Source organism: Algoriphagus antarcticus (assembly GCF_002150685.1).
Lineage (GTDB): Bacteria > Bacteroidota > Bacteroidia > Cytophagales > Cyclobacteriaceae > Algoriphagus > Algoriphagus antarcticus.
Genome location: NZ_MSSW01000042.1, coordinates 99,673 through 120,242, shown reverse-complemented (window position 1 = coordinate 120,242; position 20,570 = coordinate 99,673). Strand labels below are relative to the sequence as shown.

Below are 20,570 nucleotides of genomic sequence, written 5' to 3'. Positions count from 1 at the left end.
ATTACGGGGAGTTTTCAAATGTTCAACAGCTCCGCATTTTTTTAACCAGCCTTAGGCGGGCAAACATAAGATCGAGCAGATATCGAATTGAAGGACTTTCATTTTATTATGCCGTGATTCCCTTAATCCCGAAATACTTCAATGCCTAACAACTCCGCATTAGGAGAATCACTACGTTTGTTACATAATTTATATTATGTTAAATAGATTTATTGATATCCTCCTTTTCCAATAAATTATTACCTTAAAGCCCTGGAGTCAAATCTATCCTGATAATTCTGCTTTATGCTCAAACACCTTCCCCGACTGGGACTTTTTCTAGGGCCTGTAGCCTTCCTGCTGATTTATTTTTTTGTGAGTTCCCCAGGATTGAATCCTGCTTCGCAGGCGATGTTGGGTTTGGCCGCGTGGATGGCTGTCTGGTGGATCACTGAAGCCATACCTATTGCGGCTACAGCATTTCTTCCTTTGGTATTTATGCCGCTGCTCGGGATTCTGCCTATCGCGGATGTTTCTAGCAATTACATGCATCCCACGGTGATGCTCTATATGGGCGGCTTTCTGCTCGCCACTGGAATAGAAAAATGGAATCTCCATCGCAGGATCGCACTTAACATAATAAATCTGGTCGGTACAGATCTCCGTAAAATCGTTTTGGGATTTATCCTTGCGACGGGAATTCTCTCCATGTGGATTTCAAATTCCGCCACTTCTTTGATGATGCTGCCCATTGGTTTGGCGGTGGTCAATCAGTTCAAGGATCAACTAGGATCTTCTAAACTCGCGATTTCTGAAAGTCTTGGAAAATCGATCATGCTCGGAATTGCTTACAGCGCTTCCATCGGCGGTGTCGCAACCTTGATCGGAACGCCCACCAATACGATCTTGGCTGCTGTGGTTTCAGATTTGTATGGTTACACCATAGGCTTTAATGAATGGATGCTTTTTGGTTTGCCTCTATCGCTGGTGATGCTTTTTATCTGTTGGTATTACCTAGTCAACTATGCCAACCCCCTACCCGTTCGCTTTAGTTTGACGGATGGAAAAAGCATTATCAAAAATCAGTTAACTAGCTTGGGTAGAATGACCTATGAAGAGAAAATGGTAATGATCGTTTTTGGTTTGGTGTGTTTTGCGTGGATCACGAGATCCTTTCTTTTACAGCAATTTCTACCTGAGCTGGACGACACGATCATCGTATTAATTGGTGTGGTTATGTTGTTTATAATACCTGCTTCTACGAAAGGCGAGCGGATTTTGGACTGGAAAACGGCAGAAAAAATTCCTTGGGGAATTTTGATTCTCTTTGGTGGTGGTTTGGCTTTGGCTGCAGGCTTTCAGACTACTGGATTGGCAGAGTGGATCGGTCAAAAGTTCACCTTGCTCGAAGGAATAAGCTTCTTCCTGTTGCTCCTCATCATTATTGCTTCGGTCAACTTCCTGACGGAAGTCACTTCGAATGTTGCCACCGCTTCTATGTTGCTTCCAATACTTGCCTCAGTAGCCTTGAAACTAGATTTACATCCCTTTGGGCTGATGGTTGGGGCTACTTTGGCTGCGAGTTGCGCTTTTATGCTTCCCGTCGCTACGCCGCCGAATGCTGTAGTATTTGGTTCGGGCTATCTTCAGATGAAGGACATGGTAAAAGCCGGCTTTTGGCTGAATGTGATTTCTATTTATCTGGTGACTTTGATGGTGTATTTTGTGCTTCCTTGGATGTGGGGAATTGATCTATTGAGTAATCCTTTTTAGAACAGACAAATTTCATTATTCAGCGTTAGGCCATCATCATTCGGTATTTGCTTATTCTGTATGTACGCTTTTCTGCCAGTAAGCGAATTCTCTTTGTTCAACGGGTTGGAAGACCGATGACCGAAGACGGAGTAAACCAGAATTCGAAGTGTCTTTGAATTTTTGATCCTATAAATTTTCTACTGGCAAGATTCCGTATAATCACATTGCTTATTAAAGATTTACGACATTGTTGAGTTTAGGGACTTCATTTTTATTCTTATAGGCTTTTGATTTCACAACACTTCATCATTCATCATTAAATTAAGGGGCGATTGGATTAGCTTCATTTCTCGCTTTGCAATGGACATAAATAACTATTGAATCTTTGAAAAATCCCCCCTAGCCTCCTTTGCAATAGTTTTCAATTCCTTATAAGCATACTTGTCCCAAGGGGTAATCGCGCTCTGCTTTCACCTTCGCTCGGGAATGACAAACTCAAATGGTGCCAACTATTCATAATGATGACCTACTATTCGGAAATTTCATAAATCCAAAATCGTAATTGGTAAATAAGTTTGCTTTAGCTTTATTTCTCGCTTTGCAATGGACATAAATAACTATTGAATCTTTGAAAAATCCCCCCTAGCCTCCTTTACAATAGTTTTCAATTCCTAATAAACATACTTGTCCCAGTGGGAATCGCGCTCTGCTTTCACCTTCGCTCGGGAATGACAAACTCAAATGGTGCCAACTATTTACAATGATGCCCAACTACTCGGGAATCTCGTAAATCAAAAATCGTAATTGGTAAATGAGATTGCGTCAGCCTAGTACCTCAGCTTCACAATGACGAGTTCCAACAAACTTTTACGCTTATTCATAACTCCTTTGCGCCGTAGCGCCTTTGCGAGAGATTTAATCCGTCACATTATAAAGCCATTTCGTCCCATACTTTTGCAAAGACTTTTTGATCCAGCTAATCTTGAACTATCAATTAGGAAGAGAATTAATGAACACCAAGAAAGTCTTTTATTTGCTGATCCTTTTAGCGCTTATTTATAATATCATGCTGATGTTCTCTGACAGCAGTGTGGTGTATGAGGATTCGGAAAAGATTACCTTGAACATTAAGACAAACCTGATTGAATCAAAGTAATTTAATCAGTTAAATAACAAGAAGATATGAAATCAAAAAGGTATGTTTTTAGAGATATAGAATGGTGGATCGTCACCTTCGTTTTTTTAATTATAGTCCTGACTAACATAGTAGTCGGCATAAATTCCTATCGCAATCCTATGGAGAATTTCTTTGGGATATTCTTTATGCCAATAGTAATATACATTGGTTTCTATGTGATGCACCTGATTGTGATCCCCAAATATCTGAGGGATCAAAATGTCCTACAGCTGGTACTCTTTAGCATTCTTACTGCTATTTTGACCGGAGCCTTGTCTGGCGCATGCGCTGCAGTAAGCGGTAATATTGCAGTACAATTCTTCCCCTTCTACTTCAGCACCCTAGCGCTCTATTCAGGTTATTTGGTTACCGCTATTTTATTACGGAAAATGTTTTTACCACCGGTCTTTAAGGACTTCCAACTTTACAACAGCGTAAGGTTATTTATGATTTTTATATTTGTGAGCATTTTTCTAGTTGCGTCTCAACTCTTTGTAGATGAAGTAGTCTTAGTCATTTTCCTGGTGATAGTTCCGGGGATCATCTTTTTCATTCTCTACAATTATTTCCTGCTCTATAGAAACAAACTGGAGGGAAATATCACAACTTATCGCTGGTTTCTTTGGGGTATAATATGCATTATCTCAATCGTGTTTATCATCCTTTCTATTGAAAACAATGTCCCTGAAATTATGCTCTTGGGAATTGGAATGATACTCTTACTCCTATTTGTGATTTTCCCACTTTCCAATCTGATCTTCAAAAAGTACGAAACCTACATTGGTAAAATTGACACGCTTTCGAGTCAAGTGAATCAAAGCTCTGCAAACCTGAGTTTCCTTCGCTCGCAGATCAATCCGCACTTTCTTTTCAATGCGCTGAATACGCTCTATGGCGCTGCACTGATGGAAAATGCAGAGAAAACTTCGGATGGAATACAGAAGTTGGGTGATATGATGCGCTTCATGCTTCATGAAAATCAAATGGATAAAATTCCTCTTACTCGAGAAATTGATTACCTGAGAAATTACCTGGATCTGCAGATGTTGCGCTTTAAAAATGAATCGAACCTCGAAGTGGAAATCAAATTGTCAGACGAGATCTGTGAGGGAAGTATTGCGCCAATGCTGCTGATTCCTTACGTAGAAAACGCATTTAAGCACGGGATCAGCACGAAAAGCAAGTCCTGGATTAAGATCAACTTAAGATGTCTCCAAGGCTCAGTACATTTGGATGTGGTGAATAGTATTCATCCTAAAAAGCAAACGGAAGATCCCCGCGATGAATCCGGAATAGGTTTGGAAAATGTCAAAAGCAGACTGGCACATTTCTACCCACAAAAACATAACTTGACCATCGTGGCAAACGACACAGAGCACTTTGTCCATCTTTCTGTACAGCTATGAGAAAATCTGCTTTATCTATATTGCCTGTCCTTGTTTTTAATTTTCTCACTGGTTGTAACGAACCCGCAGAAAATATAGAGACTTCTATTATTACAACAATTCCTTTTGCAGAGGCCAAAGAATTCAAGCTTTCTGACTTTGTAGAAGAACAAAAGTATATTTTGCTCAGTACAGATGAAGATGCCTTATTCAAAAGAGTAGATAAGCTAATTGCTAAAAATGAGCATTTTTACCTTTTTGACCATCTAGCCAATTCAGGTGTTCTGGTGTTTGATAAGGACGGGAATTTCGTTCAAAAGATTGGTGATTTTGGTGATGGACCGAAGCAATTAAAAGGCATCACCGACTTTCAGGTTGGTGATAATGGCGAGATTCAGCTTTTGGACAAACGCAATAAATCAATTACAATTTATTCCCCAGAGGGCATTTTGCGGGAACAAATAGCTATACAGGTCAATTCAGGAGGATTTGCGCAGCTTGGAGACAAATGGTTTCTAGCAATCAATTTTGACCATCAGAACGAAAACCTGGTCAGCAACCAGATTCTTGGTGTATTCGATGCCACGATGGAATTGGACAGTCTGTATTTTCACTATGCAGAAGAAGCCTTCAATGTGAACCTCTACTATCATGCTGGATTGTTGTCAACGGCAGAAAATAAATTGATTTATCACCGTCCACCTAATGATACGATAAGCATTTTCTCTAAAGATGGACAGCTAGCAAATCGACTTATAATTGATTTTGCCGAGAATAGGTTGCCGGAAGAAGCAGTCAATGATTTCAATATCGTGGATAGCTACAGAGCTCAGGATGCATCGTTTCGCTATTTACAAACACCTGCTTTGCTTGCTGGAGATTATATAGTTGGGATAATTCTGAGTACAAAACAAGAATTTTGGACCTATGCCTACAAGATTAGCTCAAATGAATTATATTCTTCTAAAGTAGATTTGAGTCAGCTGCATCTGAAAGATATGATGCTTGCAGGTGCCTATAGAGATGATAAAGTAGTCGTGTCCATGATTGATCCTGTCACTTTTAGTCAGGATTCAAAACCAGATGCTTATCCTGAGCATGTAAGAACTCACCTTGAAAATGAGGGATCTGTGTTATTACTTCATTATCTGAAACCTTAAGCTATGATTCAAGCCATTGCAATCGACGATGAATCCATGGCTTTGGAAGTGATTAAAGCACACGCTTCCAAAGTTCCTTTTTTAGAATTGACCGCCACCTTTACCAACGCTGTGGAAGGTTTGGAATACCTGAAAAGCAACCCCGTAGAATTGGTGTTTTTGGACATCAATATGCCGGATATTTCCGGAGTGGAGCTGGCGGCACTTTTGCCGAAGGAAACGCTCGTGATCTTCACTACGGCTTATTCGGATTATGCTGTTCAAGGTTTTGAACTCAATGCTCTTGACTATTTATTAAAGCCTTTCAATCTGGTTCGATTCCTGAAAGCCTGTCAAAAAGCACAGGAATGGCAAGAGCTTCAACCAACCAAAGAGCCTATTTTTATTTACGTGAAAACTGCTGAAGGACAGCTTAAAGTGAGATTTGATGAGTTGATGTGCTGTGAAGCCACCGGAAATTATGTGACTTTTCATCTGAGAAATGAGAAAATCATGAGTCGCCTTACTCTTGCCGAAATAGAAAAGACCCTTCCCTCCTTCTTCCTGAGAACGCATCGCTCTTATATAGTGAATATGAGATTGGTGGATAAGGCTGAGCGACATCAGCTTTTGATTGACGCCAATTTATTTCCTGTCAGTAGTACTTATATGGATCAGGTGATTGAGAAGTTTGAAAAGAGTTGAAATCGTTCCCGTAAATAGCTCCAAGGAGCCTGACTATTCATAACCCTGGACAAAGTGCAGGGTAAAAATATACCCACAACCCTAGAGCCCCTAAGGGTCGAGACTACACAGTTACGCCCCTTCAGGGCTTATTTATCAAACGTTTTCTGCGCCCCCGGCTCTGCTGAGGGTTATGAATGGTTTCAATACTTCGGATCTCATTTTCGGATTAGGAATAATTTGTAGAAAGTGCGCTTCTTTTCTGCTACTTTCTGCGTGATACCTATCTAACTTAAAAATGCTCGATAAACTCCTTTTTATAGTTAAGCGGGGTTTTGCCGATTCTATCTTTAAACTGCTTGTTGAAATTAGAAAGTGTAGGAAATCCGCTTTCGAAGCATACCTGACTAATATTCAAATCCTCATCCTGAAGCAATTTCCTGGCATTGCTAATCCTCACATCTCCCAGAAAATCCGAAAAAGACTTATTTACTCTAGATTTGAAATAGCGGCTAAAGGCACTTTCAGACATATTTACCAAAGAAGCAACTTCTTGCAGTGTTATTTTTTCCTTGAAATTTCTTAAAATGTAATCGAGAATATCCCCCATTCTATCCTTTTCGGATGCGGGGTGGTTATAGGAATAATTGACCTGCGTAATAGTCAATAGCTCTGTGGACTCAGCCAATACATGTAGAATCTCCAATAGCTTGATTATACTCTGCACTCCCTTCAGATTCGCCATTTCCTTCATCAGGGCAGTTATTGTTTGGTTGGTTTTTCCGGTAATTTCCAAACCTCGGGAAGCGCGGGTCAAAAGATTTGATATTTCCTCAAATTCTTCCTTTTCCATAGAACCAGCTCCAAGGAAGTCTTCTGGGAAATAGATCACAATACCATGAATATCCAGACCATTTGCAGGATCAAAGTAGGCGTTGTCACTGCGCCAGACATGAGGAAGTCCGGGACCCGTCAACACTGTATCACCGCCCTTGAAAGGCTTGATGTGATCGCCAATGTAGCGGGTGCCACTTCCACGCAGAATCGCCACCAATTGATATTCAGGATGTGCATGCCATTGTTTGTCAAAAAATGGATCTCGCATTTCTCTAATTACAAAGGCTTTGTTATCAGGAATTCTGGATTTCTGTAAGGGATCTTTCATACTTTCTTGCTGGTTTACTATATCAATAGTATGTTTTCAACTCATAATTTGACAAAATTCAGTCATTTATCAAGCTAAAACAGGGAGAAACGATCAAATTAAAAGATGAATTTAGTAAGCTAAATAATGTTCAAATCCTGATATGATTTTCAAAACCCAAACAGTACCTAAGTCACCCTGTTTTGGACTGGTGATTTTAATGCTTGCTTTCCTTGCGGGATGCGGCCAAAGTAACAAAAACTTCCTTTCATCCACTGATCCCAGGCGAGTAGAGATTCTAGTTCTCGGACATGAAAGCGAGCATCACAATTCAGAAAAATTGATGATGTATCTTGAAACGCCTCTTTTCCAAAAAGGAATTAACCTCACATACACCACGGATGTGATGGATCTGAATTCTGAGACACTTAATAATTACGATGGCTTGATGATCTATGCCAACCATGAGCAGATCACGCCTGAGCAAGAATCGGCTTTGAAGTCTTATATAGAAGGTGGAAAAGCGATGATTCCTATTCATAGTGCTTCGTTTTGCTTCCAAAACTCACCTTGGTACATAGAGGCAGTCGGCGGACAGTTCAGCACGCATGGCACGGGTGATTTCACTGCTACCATCGTGGATGCTGATCATCCGGTGATGCAGGGCATTTCTGAGTTTGAGACTTGGGACGAAACTTATGTCCATAGCCAATTGAATCCAGACATGCACATCCTTATGGAGCGTATAGACGGAGATAAAAAAGAGCCCTACACTTGGGTTCGTGATCAGGGAAAAGGAAGGGTATTTTATACCGCTTATGGTCATGATGAGAAGACTTGGGAGAAAAAGGAATTCCAAAACCTCGTAACAAATGGTATCCTCTGGGCTGTGGGTGATGATGTAAATAAGTTGCTGACCGAGTATAATATACCTACTCCGAAGTTTGAGGATGCTGATATTCCCAACTATGAGAAAAGAGATCCGGCACCTCGCTACCAGTTGCCACTTTCTCCGGAAGAATCAATGAAGCTGATTCAAGTGCCGGTGGGCTTTGAATTGGAGCTTTTCGCGTCTGAACCGATGATTATCAATCCTATGGCAATGGCTTGGGATGAGCGCGGAAGATTGTTTGTTTTCGAGACAACTGATTATCCTAACGAAATCAGAAAAGAAGGCGGCGACGATAAAATCAAGATTTTGGAAGATACTGACGGCGATGGCAAGGCTGATAAAATGACTGTTTTTGCCGAAGGCCTAAATATCCCTACAAGTATGACGATGGTGAATGGTGGACTTTTGATCTCTATGGCACCAGACTTTATTTTCCTAAAAGACACTGACGGCGACGATATCGCTGATGTGAGAGAAGTTGTGATGACTGGTTGGGGCAAAAGCGATACACACGCAGGACCTTCTAACTTGAAATACGGTTTTGATAATAAGGTATGGGGAGTGTTGGGTTATTCAGGATTCAATGGTGAAGTTAGTGGTGTAAAGCATTCTTTCAGCCAGGGAGTTTATCGATTTGATCCGGATGGTTCAGATCTTGAATATTTGGGACATACCAGCAATAATACCTGGGGACTCGGTTTCACAGAGGATTTCGAAACATTCATTTCCACTGCAAACGGGCAGCACTCAGTTTACTTTTCCATGGCAAATAATTACCTGAAGAGACCAATCTATCAGGGATCTGCCAATACCGTTCATGGTATAGATACGCACTACGATATGCCGCACCTTACTCCTTTCTTGAGACAAGTGGATTGGCATGGTAGCTACACAGCTGCTGCCGGACATAACTTTTATACTGCAAGAAGCTTCCCAGAGAAATACTGGAACTCTATCGCCTTTGTAGCTGAACCTACAGGACGTGTGCTCCACAATGCCAAAATCCTTCCTGAAGGTTCGGGCTATACCGAGAAAAACAACTTCAACATCTTGGCAAGTTCTGACGAGTGGTTCTCCCCTGTTCATGCGGAAGTCGGGCCTGACGGTTCACTTTGGGTGGCTGACTGGTACAACTTTATCATTCAGCACAATCCCACGCCTAGAGGCAGGGAAAATGGTGAAGGAAATGCCTACATCAACCCGATGCGTGACCGTGAGCATGGCAGAATCTACCGCGTAACATACAAAGGTGGCGAGCCTTCGAAGATCTTCAATCTGAAGGATGCTGAATCTGATGAGCTTTTGGCAGCTATCCAAAGTGAGAATATGTTCTGGAGATTGACAGCTCAGCGTTTGATCGTAGAGACCAAAGACATGGATGTGGTAGATGGATTGTATGATATAATCAACAATCAGAAAGTAGACGAAATCGGACTGAACGCTCCTGCTGTCAATGCGCTCTGGGCACTACATGGTTTAGGAGTATTGGATGGAAATAATACAACTGCGCAGCAAGTCGTAGAGAAAGCATTAACCCACCCCTCTGCTGCAGTTCGAAAGAATGCACTTCGCGTTCTTCCGAGAAACCCTTCCGCTATGTCAGCCATTTTGGCTTCCAACCTGCTGCAGGATCATGATCTGCATACTAGAAAGTATGCATTCCTTGCAGCATCTGATATGCCCTTCTCAGAAGATGTGGCGAAAAAACTTCTCGAAGCAACAAATGACGAGGATAATCAAAAGGACGCCTATTTACCACAGGCGATATTCGCAGCAGTTCTTGCTCACCCTACTGCATTTTCAGAGAGAGAAAATTCACAAGCGATTCAGGATGTGGAAGGTATAGAACTGAGCCTAGCGGATAGAATATCTAGAAGTCTTGTGGCCGAGCAATACAATTTGGATCAGAGAAATACCATTCTTTTCCCGCCGGATCCTGCTGGTAAAGAGATTGATATCAAGATTATTGTTTCCAAAGCAAATGATCCTATTAGAGGTATTCTTGCTGCTCAGGGAAATGGAACCAATGGCTATAGCTTATACATCTATCAGGATGCAGTTCATTTTGCGATAGCACAGGAAGATGAAGTGAAGATCATCAGCTCACGCAAGAATATGCCGGAAGAACAATTCACGATTGATGCTTCCTTGAAAGAAGATGGAAATATGTCTCTGAAAATAAACGGAAATGAAGTAGCACAAGGCAAGACTAAAGGGCTATTTACAGAGCCCCTTACTCCTGCCCGCGTACGTGTGGGACAAGATGATAGCAAAAATCGGATAGGAAAATATGAAGGTGATTGGTGGTTTAATGGACGAATAAGCAACAAGTCAAGTTTAGCGTTGCGCAAACCGGGAATGGGAATGCAAACAGAAAAAACCGCTGGAGCGGAAGCCAAGCCTGCTTCTGGCAATGGTACAGTTATCAAAATCGCCGTAATACCTCATGAGATGAAGTTTAATAAAGCTACTATCAAAGTGAAAGCGGGTTCTCAGGTGACGATTGATTTCGAAAATCCAGATTTCATGCAGCACAACTTAGTGATAGGTAAAGCCGGTTCTTTGGAAACTATCGGAAAAGCAGCCGATGAACTTGCCCGCGATACAAAAGGTGCTGAGCAAAACTTCGTGCCCAAGATTCCTGAAGTGATTGTAGCTTCTCGTCTGGTGGATCCAAATGGCAAAGAATCTCTAGTATTCACCGTGCCAAATGAGCCGGGAGAATATCCATTTGTTTGTACAGTTCCGGGTCACTGGAGACTGATGAACGGAATTATGATTGTAGAATAAGCATGAGTTTAGACGTAAAATTCGGGGTGAGTACCTGGTTATGGACTTCCCCTTTCAGTTCTGAGACGCTTAGCCTTTTGCCAAAAATCAAAGGCTTTGGATACGATGTAGTGGAGATTCCTGTGGAAGATCCTACGCTGATAGATATCAAGGAAGTAAAGCAAGCACTTAGTGATAACGGCCTAGAGGCTGTTATTTGCGGGGCTTTTGGTACGAGCAGAGACTTTACCAATGAAGAGGCTTCTTTTCATCAAACCAGTTTCGATTACTTGGATCAATGCTTTGAGATAGCTGCTGGGTTGGGTTCCAGATTCGTTGCTGGTCCTATGTACTCTGCTGTGGGCAAAGCCAGATTGGTATCTGCTGAGCAGAAGAAAATAGAATGGGATCGAGCAGTGACCAACCTTAGAATAGTCTGTCAAACAGCCCGGAAGTTTGGTTTGGATATCGCTTTGGAAACCTTGAACAGATTTGAGACTGATCTGATCAATACCTGTGAGGAATTGATGCGATTGATCTCAGATATCAATGAGCCTGAAGCCAAGGTGCTTTTGGATGGTTTTCACATGAATATAGAAGAGCCAAATCCTGAAGCTGCCATTCGCAGAGCTGGAGATAAATTGATTCACTTCCAGGTTTCCGAGAATTACCGTGGAACACCCGGAACAGGTATCACGCCTTGGGATGCGCTTAAGCGCGGATTAGAGGCGGTCAATTACAATGGAGTGGTATCTATAGAAAGCTTTACTCCTGATGTGAAAGAGCTAGCTGGTGCGGTCTGCATCTGGAAGCCGCTGGTACCATCTCAGGATGGTCTTGCTAAAGAAGGTCTGGAATTCTTGAAGCAGTGGGCAGCGGAATAAGTAAGTGGTGAGAGGTGAACAGTAAGTAATTGTGAGTTTTCGAATTAGAAATTGTATCACTTTCAAAAATCAATTAGTAACCCTTTTTAACCCTTGAAATAGAATATCATGAGTAAGAAACCAATAAATATAGCCATTGTAGGTCTTGGATTTGGAGCAGAGTTTATTCCTATTTATCAGAAACATAAGCTGTCAAATATGTATGCGATCTGCCAGAGAAATAGAGAAAAAGCTGAGGAAATCGGCAAAGCTTTCGGAATCGAGAAAATATATACAGATTACGATGAGTTGCTAAAGGATCCCAATGTGGATGCAGTACATATCAATACTCCTATCCAAAATCACGCAGAGCAATCGTTGAAAGCACTTCGGGCAGGTAAGCATGTGGCGTGTACTGTGCCTATGGCTACTTCTGTGGAAGATTGCAAAGCTATCGTCGAGGAAGTCCAAACGACCGGTCTTACGTATATGATGATGGAGACAGTAATCTATAGCCGTGAATTCCTTTTCGTGAAGGATATGTATGAGAAAGGTGAGTTGGGCAAAATCCAATTCCTTAGAGCTTCTCATCAGCAGGAAATGGCTGGCTGGCCAGGTTACTGGGAGGGCCTCCCTCCTATGCATTATGCGACGCACTGTGTGGGTCCTGTTTTGGCTTTGCCAAAGGCGCAAGCTGAATATGTTTCTTGCTTTGGTTCCGGCCGCATTGACGAAAACTTGATCCCTAAGTACGGTTCACCATTTGCCATCGAAACATGTCACATCAAATTCAAAGATTCTGACTTGGCCGCTGAGGTTACTAGATCACTGTTCAATACAGCAAGACAGTACAGAGAGAGCTTTGATGTGTATGGTTCAAAGAAGTCTTTCGAATGGACATTGATCGAGCATGAGGATTCTGTGATCCACACAGGAGAAATTCCTGAGAAGGTGAAAATGCCAGATTACGGACATTTGCTTCCTGAGGAAATTGCATCATTCACTAAAGCTGGAGTATATGATGGAGATGACAATCAGCACTTGTCCTTTATCCAAGGTTCGGGTCATGGTGGATCTCACCCGCATTTGGTGAATGAGTTCTTGAATGCTTTGACCGAGGAAAGAGCTCCTTATCCAGATGCACAGGAATCTGCAAACATAACTTGTGTAGGAATTTTAGCACATGAGTCGGCGATGAATGGTGGTAAAATCATTCCTCTTCCTGAGTTTACTTTCAAAAAATAGGACAGTAAGTCATTACGGACTATAAACAGTAAAATAGATTGGGTTGCAAGAATAAAAAAGGTGGCAGAACGTTCTGCCACCTTTTTTTATACTTATAAATAGATCGGGTTATTAACAACTTTTACTCACTAATTCAATCTTAAAAATTACTTTGCTCTGGTTCCTTCAGCATCAAACATGCCCATTAAGTCTCCCTTTGCATGATCATCGTCTACTTTCTTGAGTGAAAGCGTGACATCGTAGCCGCTGATGTTGAATGCGGTGCTGATGACATCTCCCGTGATCGCGGCAGAGCTCATTTTCTTTTCTTCTGCAGCTCCTGCTTCTGTAAAGTAACCTGTGGTTTTCCCATCGATAGTTTCGAATCTCATCGGAATAGTGGCATCACCTTCAGGAGTTCCTACTACAAGGACATTCCATTTACCCTCGAAGTATTCTGGAGTCGGGGTGAATGGAGTAAATGCAAAGCTCATGGTCACCAACAGGATTAAGCTGCAAACAACTGTAATTTTTGTCTTCATAGTTTTGTGGTTATTGTTTTATAATGATACAATAACCGGAAAATCCTTGAATTCTCAAATTTTGCGTAATATTTTTTTCAAAATTGTAACTAACTGAATGACTCAATCAAACCATGGTATTATCATTTATTCAAAAACATTAAGTTGAGAACTGATGGAAAAGAGTCATGAGGTAGGATTAATGGGGATTTTCCCAGTGAATAATATGAATTGACATTCAAAATAGAGAAATTCTAGTCTCTGAAACGAGTCTCCTAATGGTCTATAAGAATGATTTGTGCTTTGGTCTGGATAACGGAAAATCAAACAGATTTTTATTAAATGCGGCCTTAATTCTACAGCTGAAAATGAAATTGAAAAAGTAAACTTGCCAGAGGAGTCTATCCTCGCGAAAGACCTGAGGATATAAACAATGAACATAAATAGAGCGCTTAATGCCCTAAAATACAAAAAGGGAAACATTTCTGTTTCCCTTTTGAGCCTCCTATCGGGATCGAACCAATGACCTACTGATTACAAGTCAGTTGCTCTACCAGCTGAGCTAAGGAGGCGTATTCCCTTATTGTGATGCAAATATAGCCGTTCACTTTATTTGCTCCAAACCCCCAGAAAAGAAAAACCCTATCTTCCTTATTCTGAGTGAGAAAAATTTAAAACTCTCTTAATATTGACAGTTTGCTTTTCAATTTTTCGACTTCCTCTTCTGCTTTTTGAATCTTCAGATCAAATTGGTCTTTTAACTTATCTGCAGTTTTAGAAGCAGCAAAGAATTCCAAGTTGTTTTTCCACAAAGTGATGTTATTCTCCAATTCAGAAATCTGCTTACGAATGCCATGCTCTTTCTTGTTCAGAGTTTTCACCGCATTAGGATCAGACTGGAGTCTATTCAGATTTAACCTGAAGAGGAAATCTTCTCTTCCCGCTCCTTCTGGACTTAATTTCTCCAAGTACAGATCTACAGCAGTTTTAAATTGAGCCTGGATCTCTTTCATGGCTTTTCTTGGCACAAAACCCAGATCATTGAATTCTCCGACCAATTTGGTCAAAGCTTCTTCAGAAACTTCTCCACTTTCGGCTGCTTCAGTAATCTGATTACAGATCGCCTGCTTGCTTTCAAGGTTTTCTTCGAATTCAGCATTTGATTGCTTGTTGGAGTCCCTTCTATTGTTGAAGAAAGTATCACAGGCCAGTTTAAATCGTTTGTAAAGGCTATCTCTGTTTTTCTCCGGGGTTGGCCCGAGTGTTTTCCAGTCTTGCTGTAGCTTCACCAAAGCGTTGGCAGTATTTTGCCAATCGGTATTATCTTTTAGTTCTTCAGCTTTCACAATCAAATCCTCTGCTTTTGCCTGATTGGTAGCACGGATCTCATCCAGTTCTTTGAAGAATAAATTCTTGTTGTGGAAGAATTGCTTGAAGGAAGCCCAGAATGACTTATTGATGTCCTTACCAGATTCTCTAGGAACGGGGCCTATTTTCTCCCATTTTTTCTGAATATCCAAGATTTCTTTCGTCTTGCTATTCCAATCACGAATTCTATCTGCTTTGAATTCAGCAAATGGCTTTAAAGTCTCAATTAAAGCTTCTTTCTGATCTTGGTTTACTTTGAAAACTTCCTTTTGGCCCTCATAGAAATCTTTTCTTCTATCATAAACAGCATCAGAAGCTCCTTTGAACTTTTGCCACAAAGCCTCTTGCTCATCTCTAGGAACAGGACCGATATGCTTAAATTCCTCGTGGAGGTCATTCAAAGACTTAATTGCATCTTTAAGGTCTTTTACATCCTTCAATGCTAGAGCCTTCTCTACAAGCTCTAATTTACTTTCAAGATTTTTCTTGCGATCAAGTTCTTTGAGCTCGAAATAAATGCTTCTATTGTCATAGAAGCGATCCATAAGTGCGTTATAGCTCGCCCAAAGACTTCTGTTTTGTGATGGGGGCACTGGGCCAATACTTTTCCATTCTTCCTGTAAGGCTTTGATAGTAGACATGCTTAAAGTAGTCTCTTCTCCATCAACCAACTCGCGAAGTTTATTCAGCAACTCGTTCTTTGCCGTAAAATTCGTTTCTTTTTGCTTTTCAGCTTCTTTGCGAAGCGCTACAAGTTGATGACGGTACTCAAAATAATAGGTATTGAATTCCTTCTCCTCATCACTTGGACGGAAGTCAAAATCATCTTCTACTCCACCCTCAGCTTTGAATTTCTCGAGTGCCTCGTCCTTCTCTTTATGTGTGAATTCATCGAAGGCAGCTTTAATCTCATGTACATGCTTATCGATTCTATGAATATTGTCTTGCTTAACTTTACTTTTCAGCAAAGCCACCAGTTCAATTTTGGAAAGTGAAGTGACATCACCCTCATCATGATGATCCTCTTCGCTGTCTTCTTCTGATTCCTCTTCTTCCGAACCTACAGCTACAGCTTGGTCCGCAGGAACTACCTCTTCCTCAGATACTACTTCTTCTGAAGGAGTATCAGTTGGCGTGCTTGTTTCTTCTTCAGAAATGGGTGCAGTTGGAGTGGTAGCTTCTACCTCAGGAGCAGGTTGAGCGATTTCGGGTGATTCGGTCTCTTCTGCTTTATCTTCTTGGGATGTAGCCTCTTCTACAGTTTCTTCAGGCTCAACTGTGGGTTTTATAACCTCAGTTTCCTTTTCGGTAGCTTCATCTAAGGATGGCTCAACTTCAGATTCAGAATCACTGTTCTGGTCTGCTACAGTTTCTTCGCTAGCTTCAGAATTAATTTCTTTTTCGATACCCTTTACCTCTTCAGAATTGGAGGCTTGAGTCACCTTGTCCTTGTCGGACAAATCATTACTTTTCTCAGTCATAAAAACAGTACTATTAGGGGGCAATATGAGCAAAAGTAGGGATTTTGCCTAATTTAATCTTGGATCAAGGGGATAATTTGCTTTTACTTTGAACTCCCCACCCATATTTTTTAGCAAGTTTCTCCAGAGCTCTTCAGGTGTAAAATTAAAGGTTTGCGCATCCAACTTATCTCTACATATTATCCACGTTTCCTCTGACAATTCATCATCCAATTGCTCAGACCCCCAGCCACTATATCCTAAAAAGAATCTCACTGAATCATGGTCAAGCAATCCTAGCTTTAATTTATCCACCAAAGAATCATAATCTCCACCCCACCAAATATTCTCTCCTAAGGAAATACTTCCTTCCAATGCCCTTTCACCGATATATATAAAGTGTAAGGTGTTCTGCTCCACAGGACCACCTACAAATACATCTTTGTCTAAAAAGTCTAACGCTTCCACAAGCTCTCCCAGTTTAAGAATGGAGGGTTTATTAATTATTAAGCCGAAGCTTCCTTCTTCTGAATGCTCACAAAGTAGAACCACTGAGCGAACGAAATTTTCGTCCTGCAAAAATGGCTCGGAAATTAGAAGATCACCAGCTTTGGGATTATGTAGTTCATCTTTACTCATTCTGCTTTAAAATCTAAATTCTTGAAAAATATAGATCATAATTTTTTAAATGCAATGCCAATGGTACTTTTATCTATAAGATTTTATTGATAAACATCCTAGCATGAACATCTCGGCAATACGTAAAGACTATTCTATTAAATCACTGGATCTCAGTGACGTAAATATCAATCCGATGACCCAATTCGAATCTTGGTTTGAGGAGGCTATAAAAGCTGAAGTTTTGGAAGTCAATGCAATGACAGTCTCCACTTTGGGTCTAGATGGCTCTCCAAATGCCAGAATTTTACTTTTGAAAGGTGTGGACACAGGTTTTGTATTTTTTACCAACTATGAAAGTGAGAAAGGAAAGGAATTAGAAAAGCATAATACTGCCGCGTTGACTTTTTTCTGGGCGGAACTGGAGCGTCAGGTACGTGTGCGGGGAAAAGTAGAAAAGGTAACTACGGAAGAATCTGACACCTATTTTTTCTCAAGGCCTCTAGGCTCACAAATCGGTGCTTGGGTATCGCCACAAAGTCAAAAGATCACTTCACGAGCTGAAATCAATGCAAGACAATTAGATGTGGAAAAACAATTTGCCGGAAAAGAGCTGACGAGACCGCCGCATTGGGGTGGTTACCGATTGACGCCCGAAACTATTGAATTCTGGCAAGGAAGACCAAGCAGACTGCATGACAGAATCAAATATGAACTGCAAGATGGCGAATGGATTATTGCCAGACTTGCTCCGTGATTACTTCAGATCAAAAAGATTATCTGATCCTATCATTCGCTCTACAGTAAAGCCTTCCCCGTATTTAACTAGGATTTTATGTCCAAACTCTCTTGCTCTAGCTTCAATAAAAGGAAGAAAATCAGGATCTGAGATAAAGCTCACAGGTTCTTCACTAGATGGATCGTAGAATTGCGACTGGAATGCTAGTATACTATCAATTTTTGTTTGCCAAAATGGAGTTATATCCATTACAAAATCTGGCTTTATATAATTGTTTTGGATATAGTGATAGACAAACTTTGGTCTCCATACCTCTTGCTGCACTCCGTCAAGTTGAGTTTCTATCTTACGAAGTCCACTCATGAAGCAAGCTGTACTAGCTAAGATTGAACCTTTGCCATGATCTGGATGCCTATCAGAAACCGCATTAGACAACACTATCTCAGGTCTGTATTTTCTGATCATTTCGATCAGTTTCAACTGATGGGCTTCATCATTTTGGAAGTAAACATCCTTAAACCCTAGGTTTTCTCTGGCGGTTAGTTTTAGGATTTTGCTGGAAGCATTTGCTTCTTGAAGGCGTATTTCAGGCGTACCACGAGTTCCCATTTCTCCCTGAGTGAAATCTACTATCCCTACTTTATGGCCTTTGGATACATGGGAAGCAATAGTTCCAGAGCACCCAAGTTCTGCATCATCAGGATGTGCTGCAAATACCAAAATATCAAGCTTTGTCATTTTTTAATCTGGCTAGCGAACGCGAAGGTTCTGTCCTATTCTTAAAATTGTGCGGGTAGAAATGTCATTTAGTCTGGTCAGCGCACTGACTGAAACTCCGTATTTGCGTGAGATAGAGCCCAGGTTCTCTCCTTTTCTTACTTTATGGTAAGCATTAGTCCTGGCTTGGACAATATTGCCAAAAAGTGACGGCGTTATTAAATAGTTTTGACCCAATATTTTATTATCTGCAAAATCATAAACATTCTGAGCGTCAAAAGCTAAACCTCTATATCTCAGCTCATAATGCAAGTGTGACCCTGTACTTCTTCCCGTGTTTCCTCCTTTGGCTATCAAATCCCCTGCTTTGACCTCTTGCCCTATATCGACGAGCTGTTTAGATAAATGACCATAAAGGGTTTCCAGACCGTTTTTATGACGGATTACGATGTAGTAGCCATAGCCATATCTATCATAAGATTTTATACGGACAATTCCATCAAAACCGCTATAAACAGGGTCTCCAGTTTCTAAGTCCAAGTCCGTGCCATAGTGCCACTTTCTCCATCTATAGCCATAAGGTGAGGTCACAGAAGTTGTTTCTAGAGGCATTTTCCAATCGTAACCAAAAAACTCGTCGTAAAGTTGAATGTTGACCGTATCTTTAAAGTTCTTAGGATCGAAATTATAAATGTCAATTTTATTTGAATCCCAAGAAGAGTAATATTCAAACGCGGTGACCCAAATACTATCTATTTGAATTTGTTCAGAAACTTTGATCAACTGATTCGTTGGAGCCCAGATCATGATATTCTGATCCTCACTGATGATAGAACGTACTCTACCCAAGTTAACATTATTTTCAAAAATAATAGAATCAGTGACTGAAGATAGGGTCCTAAGGTAAGATTCTTGATCGAATGCCCTTAGTTCAATATTTCTCCTCTCTTGGCTCGCTCCGGTGGACTGGGTGGTGTTATTCTTCTTAATAATCTTTGGAAAAATCTGAGCATTGGCATTTAATGCGCCAATGCTCAGATTTAAACAAAAGACTACAAATAGGATCGAATACCTCATTTATTGGGTTTAATCATTCTCAAACTCAGACAAATATCGTTCAGCATCCAGGGCGGCCATACAGCCTGTACCTGCCGCAGTGACTGCTTGTCGGTAGATATTATCTTGGGCATCTCCACAAGCGAAAACGCCTTCAACATTGGTTTTGGTACTCCCCGGTATTGTTTTGATATATCCGGCATCATCCATATGGATAAAATCTTTGAATATTCCAGTGTTTGGTTGATGACCGATAGCAACAAAGAAGCCAGAAATAGCAATTTCTGATTTATCTCCTGTTTTATTATTGAAGATTCTAAGGCCATTTACTTCCTCTTCACCTAGGATCTCGTCTGTCTCAGTATTCCAGAGAATTTGAATTTTAGGATTATTCATGACGCGTTTCTGCATGATCTGTGAAGCACGCATTTCATCCTTACGGATAAGCATGTACACCTTACTACAGATGTTAGATAAGTAGGAAGCTTCTTCACAAGCCGTATCTCCCGCACCCACTATCGCTACTTCCTGCCCTCTGAAAAAGAAACCATCACACACGGCACAAGCAGAAACACCTTTGCCATTTAATCGGGTTTCACTTTCGATTCCTAGCCATTTGGCAGAAGCTCCTGTAGAAATCAAAACAGTATCTGCATGGATCGTGACTTGTTCATCGATGATTACCGTATGTGGAATTGTGGTAAAATCCACACTTGTCGCCAGGCCATAGCGTACTTGTGTACCAAATCGCTCTGCTTGCTTTCTAAAGTCTTCCATCATCTCAGGTCCTATCACTCCATTCGGGTACCCTGGATAATTTTCTACATCATTAGTAATGGTCAATTGACCGCCTGGCTGTGCACCAGTATATAATATAGGACTAAGTCCCGCTCTAGCAGCGTATATAGCTGCAGTATAACCTGCTGGTCCTGATCCAATGATCAAAACTTTTACTTTTTCAATTTCTGGTTTCATTAATAGGGAAGTATTAAATCGGGCAAATTTTATGAATTCTACATTAGTAACAAAGTTGCATATAGTTAAAATTCCCTAAGCTTAGGACTTAAGGGAATAATACTA

Annotated in this window: 16 protein-coding genes and 1 tRNA gene; 9 read left to right on the top strand and 8 right to left on the bottom strand. The window is 40.9% G+C overall.

The window, feature by feature from the left end; translation table 11 throughout:
* Positions 1–285 precede the first annotated feature (285 nt).
* The 5 genes from BVH04_RS14425 (at position 286) to BVH04_RS14405 (ending at position 6,140) form a co-directional block, all read left to right on the top strand.
* Complete coding sequence (locus BVH04_RS14425; protein WP_086542168.1) at positions 286–1,752, top strand: SLC13 family permease; 1,467 nt, start codon at positions 286–288, stop codon at positions 1,750–1,752.
* Positions 1,753–2,716: 964 nt separating this feature from the next.
* Positions 2,717–2,890 (top strand): hypothetical protein, encoded by a 174-nt coding sequence (locus BVH04_RS25505; protein WP_169714439.1) that lies wholly within the window; start codon positions 2,717–2,719, stop codon positions 2,888–2,890.
* A gap of 26 nt (positions 2,891–2,916) precedes the next feature.
* Complete coding sequence (locus BVH04_RS14415; protein ID WP_086542166.1) at positions 2,917–4,317, top strand: sensor histidine kinase; 1,401 nt, start codon at positions 2,917–2,919, stop codon at positions 4,315–4,317.
* A complete protein-coding gene (locus BVH04_RS14410; protein WP_086542165.1) occupies positions 4,314–5,456 on the top strand; it encodes a 6-bladed beta-propeller in 1,143 nt (380 codons plus the stop codon). The genes BVH04_RS14415 and BVH04_RS14410 overlap by 4 nt, the downstream gene beginning before the upstream one ends.
* Positions 5,457–5,459: 3 nt before the next feature.
* Positions 5,460–6,140, top strand: a complete 681-nt coding sequence (locus BVH04_RS14405) for a LytR/AlgR family response regulator transcription factor (protein WP_086542164.1) — start codon at positions 5,460–5,462, stop codon at positions 6,138–6,140.
* A 271-nt stretch (positions 6,141–6,411) separates the two neighbouring features.
* Here the strand turns inward: BVH04_RS14405 and BVH04_RS14400 are convergent, their stop codons facing one another.
* Positions 6,412–7,284, bottom strand: coding sequence for an AraC family transcriptional regulator (locus BVH04_RS14400; protein ID WP_086542163.1), 873 nt, complete (start codon positions 7,282–7,284; stop codon positions 6,412–6,414).
* 142 nt (positions 7,285–7,426) lie between these two features.
* Here BVH04_RS14400 and BVH04_RS14395 point away from each other — a divergent pair, with 142 nt between their 5' ends.
* From BVH04_RS14395 to BVH04_RS14385, 3 genes are all read left to right on the top strand, one after another.
* Positions 7,427–10,945 (top strand): PVC-type heme-binding CxxCH protein, encoded by a 3,519-nt coding sequence (locus BVH04_RS14395; protein WP_205635857.1) that lies wholly within the window; start codon positions 7,427–7,429, stop codon positions 10,943–10,945.
* A 2-nt stretch (positions 10,946–10,947) separates the two neighbouring features.
* Complete coding sequence (locus tag BVH04_RS14390; RefSeq protein ID WP_086542162.1) at positions 10,948–11,808, top strand: sugar phosphate isomerase/epimerase family protein; 861 nt, start codon at positions 10,948–10,950, stop codon at positions 11,806–11,808.
* Between the two features lie 108 nt (positions 11,809–11,916).
* On the top strand, positions 11,917–13,032 hold the full coding sequence (locus tag BVH04_RS14385) for a Gfo/Idh/MocA family oxidoreductase (RefSeq protein WP_086542161.1): 1,116 nt from the start codon (positions 11,917–11,919) through the stop codon (positions 13,030–13,032).
* Between the two features lie 146 nt (positions 13,033–13,178).
* Here BVH04_RS14385 and BVH04_RS14380 read toward each other — a convergent pair whose 3' ends face one another.
* The 4 genes from BVH04_RS14380 to BVH04_RS14365 form a co-directional block, all read right to left on the bottom strand.
* Positions 13,179–13,553, bottom strand: a complete 375-nt coding sequence (locus BVH04_RS14380) for a hypothetical protein (RefSeq protein WP_086542160.1) — start codon at positions 13,551–13,553, stop codon at positions 13,179–13,181.
* Between the two features lie 478 nt (positions 13,554–14,031).
* Positions 14,032–14,104 (bottom strand) — tRNA-Thr (locus BVH04_RS14375).
* Positions 14,105–14,203: 99 nt separating this feature from the next.
* Positions 14,204–16,381, bottom strand: a complete 2,178-nt coding sequence (locus tag BVH04_RS14370; protein WP_086542159.1) for a DUF349 domain-containing protein — start codon at positions 16,379–16,381, stop codon at positions 14,204–14,206.
* A gap of 48 nt (positions 16,382–16,429) precedes the next feature.
* The gene (locus BVH04_RS14365; protein ID WP_086542158.1) at positions 16,430–16,999 is read right to left on the bottom strand and encodes a YqgE/AlgH family protein; all 570 of its coding nucleotides are present in this window, start codon (positions 16,997–16,999) and stop codon (positions 16,430–16,432) included.
* Positions 17,000–17,102: 103 nt separating this feature from the next.
* Here BVH04_RS14365 and pdxH point away from each other — a divergent pair, with 103 nt between their 5' ends.
* Positions 17,103–17,735: a pyridoxamine 5'-phosphate oxidase gene (gene pdxH, locus BVH04_RS14360; RefSeq protein ID WP_086542157.1), complete on the top strand. Its 633-nt coding sequence runs from the start codon at positions 17,103–17,105 to the stop codon at positions 17,733–17,735.
* On the opposite strand, the gene bshB1 is transcribed toward pdxH, so the two are convergent.
* Genes bshB1 through trxB form a run of 3 tightly spaced genes read right to left on the bottom strand, consistent with a single transcriptional unit; the run spans position 17,736 to position 20,465 of the window.
* On the bottom strand, positions 17,736–18,455 hold the full coding sequence (bshB1, locus tag BVH04_RS14355; RefSeq protein WP_086542156.1) for a bacillithiol biosynthesis deacetylase BshB1: 720 nt from the start codon (positions 18,453–18,455) through the stop codon (positions 17,736–17,738).
* Positions 18,456–18,467: 12 nt separating this feature from the next.
* Positions 18,468–19,511 (bottom strand): peptidoglycan DD-metalloendopeptidase family protein, encoded by a 1,044-nt coding sequence (locus BVH04_RS14350; protein WP_086542155.1) that lies wholly within the window; start codon positions 19,509–19,511, stop codon positions 18,468–18,470.
* 9 nt (positions 19,512–19,520) lie between these two features.
* Positions 19,521–20,465, bottom strand: a complete 945-nt coding sequence (trxB, locus tag BVH04_RS14345) for a thioredoxin-disulfide reductase (RefSeq protein ID WP_086542154.1) — start codon at positions 20,463–20,465, stop codon at positions 19,521–19,523.
* Between the last annotated feature and the right edge of the window lie 105 nt (positions 20,466–20,570).

What these genes read in the sequence shown, in the direction of transcription:
- BVH04_RS14425 (WP_086542168.1), top strand. Translation starts at nt 286, where the DNA reads ATGCTCAAACACCTTCCCCGACTGGGACTTTTTCTAGGGCCTGTAGCC.
- BVH04_RS14415 (WP_086542166.1), top strand. Translation starts at nt 2,917, where the DNA reads ATGAAATCAAAAAGGTATGTTTTTAGAGATATAGAATGGTGGATCGTC.
- BVH04_RS14410 (WP_086542165.1), top strand. Translation starts at nt 4,314, where the DNA reads ATGAGAAAATCTGCTTTATCTATATTGCCTGTCCTTGTTTTTAATTTT.
- BVH04_RS14405 (WP_086542164.1), top strand. Translation starts at nt 5,460, where the DNA reads ATGATTCAAGCCATTGCAATCGACGATGAATCCATGGCTTTGGAAGTG.
- BVH04_RS14400 (WP_086542163.1), bottom strand. Translation starts at nt 7,284, where the DNA reads ATGAAAGATCCCTTACAGAAATCCAGAATTCCTGATAACAAAGCCTTT.
- BVH04_RS14395 (WP_205635857.1), top strand. Translation starts at nt 7,427, where the DNA reads ATGATTTTCAAAACCCAAACAGTACCTAAGTCACCCTGTTTTGGACTG.
- BVH04_RS14390 (WP_086542162.1), top strand. Translation starts at nt 10,948, where the DNA reads ATGAGTTTAGACGTAAAATTCGGGGTGAGTACCTGGTTATGGACTTCC.
- BVH04_RS14385 (WP_086542161.1), top strand. Translation starts at nt 11,917, where the DNA reads ATGAGTAAGAAACCAATAAATATAGCCATTGTAGGTCTTGGATTTGGA.
- BVH04_RS14380 (WP_086542160.1), bottom strand. Translation starts at nt 13,553, where the DNA reads ATGAAGACAAAAATTACAGTTGTTTGCAGCTTAATCCTGTTGGTGACC.
- BVH04_RS14370 (WP_086542159.1), bottom strand. Translation starts at nt 16,381, where the DNA reads ATGACTGAGAAAAGTAATGATTTGTCCGACAAGGACAAGGTGACTCAA.
- BVH04_RS14365 (WP_086542158.1), bottom strand. Translation starts at nt 16,999, where the DNA reads ATGAGTAAAGATGAACTACATAATCCCAAAGCTGGTGATCTTCTAATT.
- pdxH (WP_086542157.1), top strand. Translation starts at nt 17,103, where the DNA reads ATGAACATCTCGGCAATACGTAAAGACTATTCTATTAAATCACTGGAT.
- bshB1 (WP_086542156.1), bottom strand. Translation starts at nt 18,455, where the DNA reads ATGACAAAGCTTGATATTTTGGTATTTGCAGCACATCCTGATGATGCA.
- BVH04_RS14350 (WP_086542155.1), bottom strand. Translation starts at nt 19,511, where the DNA reads ATGAGGTATTCGATCCTATTTGTAGTCTTTTGTTTAAATCTGAGCATT.
- trxB (WP_086542154.1), bottom strand. Translation starts at nt 20,465, where the DNA reads ATGAAACCAGAAATTGAAAAAGTAAAAGTTTTGATCATTGGATCAGGA.